Consider the following 10,855-nt stretch of genomic DNA (forward strand, 5'->3'; position numbering starts at 1 on the left):
CAAAATAACGAAAGGCTTCGCTCCCTCGTTTACCAAGGTGCTGCGAAGCCTTTCGTGTTACCGGGCTCCCTTAATTATGGAAGTCATCAGTTCGGCATCTGAACGGTTACCACGTCTTTGCCTTTCAGATTTTCGTTCGTGAACTGCATGGCTTGATCATATCCGGTCTTTCGGAGCTGCTCGCGAAGGTCGTTGATAATCCCCATCGCCGCTTCATCTGATTTCGCAAAGATTGCTTCCTTCCAAGCATCATTGATCCGGTCCATCGAAGGTTTCAGCATTTCCCATTCGGGCGCTTTGGTAATCACATCACCTGGGTTATAGGCTGTAATTACCTGAATGCCGTTAGGCCGCAGGATTTTGCGGGCTTGCTCCATGGCATCGAGACGTCCCTGATCGGCCCAGATATCTCCTGCCGCTACCGAGTTGATCCGATCAGGCCCCGTGATCGATTCTAGACCAATGCTAATGCCTTCGCTCTTGCGAACTTTTCCCGATTGATCTGCCGTAAACTTATCGAACCACTCTTGATTAGCGACAGGTTTACCATCTTTCATATCCCAATGAACGCTCTGAACTCCGTATCTCGCCAGCATGAAGCCTTCATCGGAAGCCATATAATCCAGGAACTTTAGCGCTGCATCTACACATGCGCCCTTGCAGTCCTTGGTGATGGCTGTTACGTTGTTGCCCTGAATACCTAGATCCGCAGGCCGGTTCGGGTCAACATCTGCCCGCTCCAATGGGCCAACAGGGATGTAATCGCTTCCAGGATGCGAAGTGATATATTCTTTGGAAGCATCCAGAATGGCCGGATAATGTGCAGCAAGGATAGCGATGCGGCCCTGATTGATTTTCTCTTTAGCGATTGGGTCTGTTTGGGTAAATGCCTCAGGGTCCATCAGCCCTTCTTCAACCAACTTCCGATAGAATAGTGTGTACTCTTCATAGCCTTTGGTGAAAAAGCTATACTCTACCGTTCCATCTCCTTTGTCAACATATCCAGCACCCGAATAGAACATGGTGTTCCCAATGCCCACGGACCAGCCGTTACTGAAGCCACCCAGCGGGAAGACAGGCTGACCGTTCTCCTGCAGATTGGCATCCTTGATTGTTTTGAGGAAGTTATAGAAATCCTCCTTCGTCACAACAGACTGAGGGTCCACACCGACCTTCTCAGCAATGTCTTTACGAACATAGAAGCCGTAAAGCCAGTCCATGCCGTCTTCGTTCGTGGCAGGCTGATTTTGCAGGAGTAGATATTTTTTGCCGTCATATGCATCAATTGCTTTCTCGTATAGCGCTGGGGGTACATTTTCTTCGGCAATTGACTTCGCAAGGTTTGGATAATCCCCCAATTTGTCGGAAATATCTAACAACTGTCCTTCTTTGGCAGCCTTGATAATGCCGTCCAACTCGCCTCCCCATGCGGGTCCAGTATAGATATCCGGCAAATCCTGCGTGGCAAAAATCTGGTTTACTTTCTCGGTCTCACTGCCTTTTGTATATTCCCACTGGAGGGTAACGCCAGTCTTCTCCTTGATGACTTCTTCCACAGGCGTCATGCCATTATCAGATCCCCCCGATCCGTTCCAATTGTGTAGTATTTTGAGTTTGTATGAACCATCGGCTGCTTCTCCACCATCACCGTTCTCTGATGAACCCGTGCAGCCGCTCAACAATCCTCCAACCAAGATGGACACGAGTAATACGGATACGCCTTTTGACCAGATCCTGTTCAAACCAATCGCCTCCTGAAATATGAATATGAATGTCTTGGTCAAGCTTGGTAAAGCCCATCAATTTCCGGATCAGGATAACCTAACCTTTCACCGAACCGATCATCACTCCCTTTACGAAATACCGTTGCATGAACGGATAGATGCACAAGATCGGAAAAACCGTGATGACAAGCAAAGCCATACGAAGGGATTCAGGTGTCGCACCTGCACCGCCTGCACCACCAACCGTCTGCCCACCCTGTTGGGCTGCGCGTTGCATCGAATTGGATAACGACTCTGCTTCCGTCAGCATCTCCTGCAAGAGGGTTTGCACCGGGATCAGATCTTTGTTGGATACATAGTAAGCCCCTGAAAACCAGTCATTCCAATGGGCTACCCCAATAAAGAGGGAGATGGTTGCCAGCACCGGTCCCGAAAGAGGCAGGATAATCCGAACGAATATTTGGAAATCCCCATACCCGTCAATGTGGGCAGATTCCTCCAGCTCTTCCGGAATGCCTTGCAGAAAGGTTCGGATAATAATGATATGCATGAAATTAAATAACAGCGGCAAGACGTATACCCAGAAGCTATTGATCAAATGCAGTTTCTGAAGCGTAATGAAGAACGGGATGAACCCGGCACTAAAAATCGTAGGCAAGAAGATGTAAAAGGTGAAGAACGATCGGCCGGGCAATGTTTTTTTGGAAAGCGCATAGGCCATGAGCGTACACAGGACAACATGGAGGAACGTACCCAGCACGGTGCGCATGATTGTAATTTGGTACGCCTTCCAGATGCGGGCGTTATCGAATACTTGAGCATAGTTCTCGAGCGTAAATTTTCGTGGAAGAAAATAGATCGCGCCCTGCATCGAATCCTTACCGTCATTCAATGAATAAGCCAAAATGTAAATAAACGGGTAGATCATGGAGAAACCAACCAGAGCAAGCAAGGTATAGTTGACTACTGAAAATAAAGACCATTTATGTGTCATAACGTCACCTCCTTAGAACAGGGATACATCACTGACTTTGCGGGCAATCCGATTGACCGTCAGAACCAGGATAAGACCAATAACGCTTTGGAATAATCCAACAGCTGCGGCGTAACTCAGGCGCCCTTCCCGGATACCAGAGTTGATGGCATGCACATCCAGTACGCTGCCCATGCTGGCAGTCCCAGGTCCGTTCAGGAGAAGAAGCTGCTCATAACCGGCGCTCATCAAATTACCCACGGCGAGAATAAATAATATAATGGCCACATTACGGATACCTGGAAGTGTCACGTGCCACATCTGTTGAAAGCGTCCTGCGCCATCGATCTTGGCAGCTTCATATTGCTGCTGATCAATTCCTGCAATGGCGGCCATAAAGATGATCGAATTCCAACCGATGTTTTTCCAGATGTCCGATCCGAGAATCATCTGATAGAACCAGGTGGGATTGTTCAGGAATTGGATCGGATCGCTTCCAAACGATCCCAGCAAATCATTGACTGGACCGCCATATGGAGTAAGCAATCTCTGCATCAGGGTGACAACCACGATCCAGGATACGAAATAAGGTAAATAAGAAAGCGTCTGAACGGTTTTCTTGAACCTGATCATCCGTATCTCGTTTAAAAGAATGGCAAGAATGATCGGCATCGGAAAGCCGATAAGCAGTTTCATGAGACTGATGATAACCGTGTTGCGGATGATATCACCGGATTGATAATAGTTAAAAAATTGTTCAAAGTACTTAAAGCCAGCCCATGGACTTCCGGTAAAACCGCCAACGAAGGTATAGTCCCTGAAAGCAACCTGAATTCCATATAAGGGAACATAGGAGAACAAGAAAAACCAGATGATGCCAGGTAGCATGAACAAGTAAAAGACCTTATGCTTCCAGATTTGCTTCATTAACAGATTGTTAGATTTAATCACATTCCCAACGCTCCTTTCCCTTGTGGAAGGTTGAACCCGTTATTCTTGCTAACCTTTCAATCGCAACGAGATGATTTCGAATGGTGTAAAGGACAAGACTACGTCAGATTGATTCTGAAGCTCCAGTGTTGAAATGTTATTTTCCATGAGATCAACTTCCCAGACTTCGGCAGTATTCCATCCGATAGATAGTTTCGTTTTGACCTGGGTTCCCGAGGTTTCATACAGACGGACGATGATGTCGTTACTGTCCTCGGCTTTTTTGACCGACTCCACCATGATGTGCGGATGGTCCGGCTGCAAGAACGCTTTCATATAAGGCAGTTTTCCCTCTGATACATCCGCTGAGGATACAGATAAGGAGCTCAGGCGAAGCGGAATATTCAGTTCATTACCTCTTCGATAGATTTCAGCCTGCACGTGATTTCCTTGATGCGGATATAACGAGTAGGTGAATTGATGCTCTGCACGATCCGCCACCGGATCCGGGTAGGAGCTGCTGCGCAGCAAATGAAGGTCAAGCACATTGTTGATGGCTCGATGCCCGTATTTGCAATCATTGAGCAGGGCGACTCCGTAATCCGGCTCCGATAAATCCACCCATTGGTGAGCGCAAATTTCATCCTTCGCAAAGTCCCACATCGTATTGCGGTGAGTCGGTCTGCTCAAGCTGCCGAACTGGATTTCACAGTGAACCTGATCGGTACGGATGTTAACCGGGAAAGAAGTACGTAACATTTTACCGTTTTCTCTCCAATCCGCGCCGGTCTCGAAATCGATACGTTGACTACCCTCGGTTAGAGTGACGGTCTGGGTTAGAGTAGACTCTCCGTAGCTGTAATCAAAAACCAGCCCAACTCTCGGACCATCCCGAAGCTCCCGGATATCATTCAGAATTAATGGCGTCCCCGCCTGCGCTGAATAATCATGGCGGAAATCCCAGGCATCGCCTTCATCATGATACACGCGAAGATCGTTTCCCCGCTGTCCTTGCAGGATGATTTCACGAGCCTCCAGCTTATCCAAGATCGAGGTGATGCCACCATTCTGGTCAAATCTCACGATAAGTTTGTCATTCTCTATGCTGCGTTCTTCGGCTGTAACATGGAAGCTCGAATCCAACGTTTCCGAATCGATTTCAATGCTGGATGCCACTTCCCGATCGACACCCTGGTTGCCATAATCGGATACCACAGTGTATCCCATCGATGGAACCTGCACTTTACACCATCGTCCATCCATGTGGAGCCATTCCTCGCGTTCCCAAGGCAGTGAATTGAACACCACGACTCCAGAGGATTCTTCCTCACTCGATGAGATATGGTCTGCTAAATAACCGTAGGTTTCGTTGATCATAGCTTCCGTCTGCTGGAGCAATTCTTCATACCGTATTAACGACTCATCGTACACCCGCTTAATTGAAGATCCTGGAAGTATGTCGTGGAACTGATACAAGAGGACTTCCTTCCAGATCACCTCCAGCGTCTCGGACGGATAAGACTTGCCAAACTGGGCAGCCAGTACAGCAGCAAACTCCAGCTCACGTAGGGCTTTTTCCATCTTGCGGTTGTACCGCTTGCTTCGTGCCTGACTAGTCAGGGTTCCTTGGTGCTTTTCCAGATACAACTCACCACGCCAGGTCTGGAATCGTTCTCTTTCTTCATTTAATCGTTCAAAGAATCGCCAGGAAGGTTCCTGCACAACAGGCGATAGACCCAGCAGGTTCTTCTCGCGAGCCAGCCGTTCCAAATGTTCTTCTCCCGGTCCACCGCCGCCGTCTCCAATGCCAAAGAGCATCAGTGCCTGGTTGGATACGTTTTTATCCAGATACTCCCGCTCTGCTTTGACAATGGAACGTGGAGCTGCCGGACTGTTGTACGTGTCCTCAGGCGGCATATGTGTTAATACTGAGGAACCGTCGATCCCTTCCCACAAAAATGAATGGTGAGGATGACGGTTGTATTCACTCCAGGAGAGCTTCTGTGTCATCATGTAATCCACACCGGATTTTTTCAATAACTGCGGCAAGCTTGCGGAGTAACCAAATACGTCTGGCATCCACAGTGACTTCATCTCCATTCCAAATTCCTGTTGAAAATACCGTTTACCATACAGGATCTGGCGTACAAGAGATTCACCACCCGGCACATTGGTATCCGACTCTACCCACATCGCCCCTTGCGGTTCCCATCTGCCTTCCTGCACCCGTTCCTTGATCTGGTCATACAGCTTGGGATAGTGTTCCTTCATCCAATCGTATAGCTGAGGCTGGCTCGCCCCGAACACATAATCGGGATAACGTTCCATCATGCGAAGCACCGTCGAGAATGTTCTTGCACCTTTTCGGATCGTTTCACGGATCGGCCATAACCAAGCCAAATCGATATGCGCATGACCAACGGCACTTATGTTCATCACGGAATCTCCACCGCGAAATGATAATTGTTCGTTCAATAATCCCTTAGCACGATGAATACGGTCTGGTGTGAATTCCGTCAATATTAATGAAACGTCATATAGGGACTGAAGAATCTTTTCTCTACGCGCTGTGTCGGCAGGGAGATGCTCTGCCGTCTCCATAAGCACTTCTGTGTCGTAATAGAGACTTCGTATATCTTCATGACAGATGGCCATAACCGCTTCTTTTACCGTACCACCTTGATATTTGCCAAATAAGTCGTTATTGCCAGCATCGGCCCACAGTTCGAATGCTCCCTCCGCCAACTGTATCGAAGAATGGTCCAGTTCAACCACTCTTTTTCCTGGGAGACCCAATGTGAATTCAAACTCCGAATTGATGGTTGTCAAACCCTGCACAGGCGTTCCTTCGTGGTCCACCAGACAGAGTTCGCCGTTCACGTCCAGCAGAAGAACAACCTTGGCGTCACTACCAGACGGTGGAATGCTGCCCGTAAAACAAAACCAGGCACAATCCCATAACTCCCCCCAACGCTCGCCCTGTGAAAGGGTGATTTTCTGACCTGACATTCTTTCTTCGAACGAAACGGGCTCCGGTGTAACCCATGCCGTCACATTCAACTTGGCAATCGGCTCATAAATCGCTTCACGGAGTTTGGTAAGCATTTGATTCAAATGCCCGAGTCTAATCGGTTCATATGGCATAATTGTTTGGTTCTCCTCTCTCATTCATCAAGCTTTTGTATTCTCACAATCCCACCTTACTTGAATTTCCACCTTGTTCTTGCCGCCATGCTCATACTTCAGCAGTACAGTCTTCGATTCCAAATCCCATTCCCATCTGATCGGTACTGACTCGTCTTGATCGATACAGCACACGGATATCGGTTCAAATGGACAGTAGAACCTGGCCGTGGCCTGCATATTTGACGGACCCTTGGCTACACATTGAAAACCTGTATTCGTTATCGTCAGATCTTCAATTCTGGAAGAAGCTGAGATTAGGCTGACCTTGTCTTGCTGTGGCCTTCCGGCCGTAATGTCGTATAACAATGCTTGCTCACCAGGAGCTAACCTTACCTCTTGCTGAACATGCAGGGCAGGATCGAACAAGTCCACAACCGGACCTGGAATAACCAGCGGTTCTTCAGATACAGACTCTTCCAGGACAGAGGCAATGATATAGGACCCCCGTTTGATCTTAAAATAATGCTTGGCTTCCCAACGGAAGTTGGAATCCTGAAGTTTCTCCCATGTTTCTTTCACAGACTGGCGAAGTTGATCTGCACCCAATTTACTTGACGAACATGCAGCAGGATGTACAGAGAGCCAATGAACCAGTCCTTTGCCCACATGATGAATCCCTTCCTGTTCTACATTAAGTCCAAGCTGTTCAAATAAGTGCTCTCGTGGTGAGTGATACATGGTATTAGTGCTTTCACTGCGCTGGTCGTCATTCCACCATGCTCGAATGTTGTGATACGGGTCGCTGTCGTCCCCAATATAGATCAATGCACCCCCATCCTGTACCCATTGGGCCAGTGCATAATGGATATCGGAGTGTTCTGGCTTCATAAACTCATAACTCAAAAGAAGGATACGATATGGAGCCAAGTAATGGGGATAGCGCCTCACATTATCAAGTTGGACAGGTCTCACGGGTATCCCGTGTTTAAGTAAGGGTAACGCAAGACCGTAGAATGGAGAGAAATCTAACAACTCCGTATCGCCATCCTCTCGGAATCCTTCTGGATCTGTGCCGTCATACTTTCCGGCATCAGGTGCCTCCGGCTCCGATTTCATGCGCTGAAACATCGCTGAATCTGCAATCAATACACCAACCTGAAGAAATTCACCTTCAATTTCAACATTGTCCTGATCCATGTTCCCAAGTGTGTGCATAACGTGTAGCAATGTCGTTGCATAATCAGGAGGAATCTGCTCTTTACCTGCACCATCATCAGACGGATAAGTCCCTTTAAAGATTCTTCGCGGCCATGGGGCTACCTCGTAATGGGAAACTCCAGGATGAAGAAGTGAAGCAGCAACCGTCTTCAGGTAGTTCTGTTTATAATCGGCCCATGTGTAATTCGGATTGTCTTCGATGGGATCATGCAGAAACCACATTCGTCTGTCTGTTCCCCTTACTAGCTCTTGCATAACACCATATTCTAAGTATGCGGTTTCAAACGTTCGTTCTTTTCGTACCCCCTCATAAACGTTGGGTGTTCGTGAAGTCCCTGTCCAGATTTGCGCAATATATCCATCTACAGACGGAAGCTCAATCAAGCGAGACTGCGGACTAACAATTCGCCACTGCGTATAATTGATCAGACTGTGGGTTGGAACGTAAAACCGAAGAACGCGATTGTAACGCTTTAGAGCATAATCTTTCATCTCGGTACATAATCGGTCTAATACACGTGTATATAAATACGCTTTCAATTTGGAGGCCCGAAACTGTGCATCGGGTGAGGAATGAGGTGGACTCCATGGTTCTTTGTAATACAGCTGCCATTCTCTCTTAAACGATTCTGAGTACCCCCCGTTCACCCAGAATTCAGGTTCTTCCAGATGGATCGCCTCCACACCCGAATCAACAGCTACTCGTATGCGTTCAGCGATATATGTACCAAAGGAAACGGTTGGTACCATGTAAGGGATAATGGGCTCCTTGCCATGAACAATCATCTCACCATGACGGTCCAGCTGGGCTTCATCCCAATGTGTTTCCCCGTCTATCTCCCCGTCCAGATAGTCGTTATAGGTACCCCATGCTACTCCTGTCATCAAATGCACAACGTACCCCTTATCCTTCCATTCCCGAATACGTTCCTGCATCGTTTCGTCAATCCCGTAGACCATGACAAAGTCCGTTTGCAGGTCATAATCGGGATGATAGGGCGCTGATTCCTGAAATCCAATTCGCTCTTCTTTACGATCTCGAAGCATGGTCCTAGCCTCCTCACCCATGTTTGTCTGTCTTTCGTGATTTGTGTATCCACTATTTCATAAAATATAATATATATTAACAATATATTCAATATGTTTTTTAAAAAATAAAAAGTCCTTTCCGAATCATATACGGAAAAGACTTCAAAACTGGAGAATTACGATATGGGACAGAATCCCGAGGTTTGTCGAATGACAAGTTCAGGTTGAATTAGTATCTTGCTGAAGCCCGTAGTATCTCCGCTACTACCAATGACTTCGAGAAGCTGGCTGGCTGCACGGGATCCCATCTCCCTCTCAAACTGCTTAACATGCGTGAATATACTGAATTCCTCCACGATGGAAGTTGGATCATCAAAGCTCACAATCGATACATCTTCTGGAATACGAAGTCCTGCCTGCTTGGCCATTTGATAGATCTGAACACCCAACCTACCGTTTAGTGATATATAAGCAGTCACCATTTTGTTACTAATATATCGGTACAGCGGATGGGCTTCCGCATCCTTCAGGACAGACAATGGCTTGAAATCCGTAATCATATGAGCGGGATTAATAAGCGCCCCTTTATCTTTCAATGCTTCAATATAACCATCAATTCGCTCCTGGACCGTGACAGTTTGTAACGGTGAATCCGAGCAGATGGCTATATCACGATGTCCAAGATCCCATAGATGTTCAACGGCCATCCTTACACCTAGTCTTCCATCAGCCGCGATGTAATGGGTTTCGACTCCCGGTAAATATCGGTCAATCAGCAAAAAAGGGAAGCCGGATAACTTCATGCCGAGAATTTCCTCGTTATAATTCCCTTCATCTACAGGAAAGATAAGTAGCCCCTCCGCTCCAAGTGCTTTCAGCTCCTTGATCGCATCCTTTTCTTTCTCGATCTTGCCATTCGTCAACATGATCATGCTGCGGTAACCTTCATGATTCAGAGTTTGTTCAATACCCTCGATTAGTCGGATAGCAAAGTAGTCGTGGATCGTAGGCATGATAATACCAATCAGACCTGTGCTAAGCCCCCTTCTCATTGGTGTTGGAGATTCAGAAAATACTGTGATAACTGAGTCCGTCTCTTCTGCGACAAAACTACCTTTTCCTGGAACACGGGCGATCAGCTTCTCGTTAGCTAAGCCTGTTAGGGCATTGACAACCGTAATTTTGCTAACATTAAATTGATCCATTAGCTCCTTCTCTGTCGGTATCCGATCACCCGGCTTCATATTCTCCGAGGTAATTATTTTGCGGACATAGTCTTGAATTTGTTGGTATAACGGTATTCGATCATTATTACTCATGATAATCACATCACCAATTCATTCGTTATATTTTTAATATACAATATATTTTTACACATATAAGCACAATAAACAACCATATAATGCCTGTGTCCTGAATAATATCTTCTGCGTCAGCCCTGCTCGCTCCCAAGCGAATCAAGTACAGCTGAATATGCTTCATTTTATTCTGCATTAGCTGCAACATCCGCTCATTATCCACTTCCAACCTCCCTTCAATCTTTACAACGTTCTGAAGGGTCATATGTATACAAGAGTCATCAATCTATTGAGTACACTGCCCGTTAGCTGAACAAGGCAGCCGATCACAAAGACCACCTGCCCTTCTTATTATTTATTGTGCTATCGTTCCCGTTAGTTGAATGATCATCATTTCTACTTATGATACGGATCACCGCAATTGTATGTAAATACAAATACAACTTGACCACAAAATATGCGTCATCATATTAAAAGGAAGCCGCTCCTGATATATAGAATGGCTTTCTATAAATAGAACTTACTTTTCTATTCAAATAACTCTCCAGTTTGGGAAA

General features: G+C 46.7%; 6 protein-coding genes. All 6 read right to left on the minus strand.

The features are described from left to right. Window positions 1-86: 86 nt before the first annotated feature. Complete coding sequence (locus tag AC4G47_RS13165; protein ID WP_491106292.1) at window positions 87-1,742, minus strand: extracellular solute-binding protein; 1,656 nt, start codon at window positions 1,740-1,742, stop codon at window positions 87-89. Between the two features lie 79 nt (window positions 1,743-1,821). Further along, window positions 1,822-2,718, minus strand: a complete 897-nt coding sequence (locus AC4G47_RS13170) for a carbohydrate ABC transporter permease (protein WP_491106293.1) — start codon at window positions 2,716-2,718, stop codon at window positions 1,822-1,824. A gap of 12 nt (window positions 2,719-2,730) precedes the next feature. Then, complete coding sequence (locus tag AC4G47_RS13175; protein WP_491106294.1) at window positions 2,731-3,648, minus strand: ABC transporter permease; 918 nt, start codon at window positions 3,646-3,648, stop codon at window positions 2,731-2,733. A gap of 48 nt (window positions 3,649-3,696) precedes the next feature. Continuing rightward, window positions 3,697-6,771: an alpha-mannosidase gene (locus AC4G47_RS13180; RefSeq protein WP_491106295.1), complete on the minus strand. Its 3,075-nt coding sequence runs from the start codon at window positions 6,769-6,771 to the stop codon at window positions 3,697-3,699. A gap of 27 nt (window positions 6,772-6,798) precedes the next feature. Next, window positions 6,799-9,018 (minus strand): hypothetical protein, encoded by a 2,220-nt coding sequence (locus AC4G47_RS13185; protein WP_491106296.1) that lies wholly within the window; start codon window positions 9,016-9,018, stop codon window positions 6,799-6,801. Window positions 9,019-9,176: 158 nt separating this feature from the next. After that, window positions 9,177-10,319 (minus strand): GntR family transcriptional regulator, encoded by a 1,143-nt coding sequence (locus tag AC4G47_RS13190; protein ID WP_491106297.1) that lies wholly within the window; start codon window positions 10,317-10,319, stop codon window positions 9,177-9,179. Between the last annotated feature and the right edge of the window lie 536 nt (window positions 10,320-10,855).

The sequence above is a fragment of the Paenibacillus sp. Negev47 genome (assembly GCF_058313655.1).

Bases quoted from the DNA above. Each gene is read 5' to 3' on its own strand.
- AC4G47_RS13190 (WP_491106297.1), bottom strand. From the start codon at position 10,319: ATGAGTAATAATGATCGAATACCGTTATACCAACAAATTCAAGACTAT.
- AC4G47_RS13185 (WP_491106296.1), bottom strand. From the start codon at position 9,018: ATGCTTCGAGATCGTAAAGAAGAGCGAATTGGATTTCAGGAATCAGCG.
- AC4G47_RS13170 (WP_491106293.1), bottom strand. From the start codon at position 2,718: ATGACACATAAATGGTCTTTATTTTCAGTAGTCAACTATACCTTGCTT.
- AC4G47_RS13180 (WP_491106295.1), bottom strand. From the start codon at position 6,771: ATGCCATATGAACCGATTAGACTCGGGCATTTGAATCAAATGCTTACC.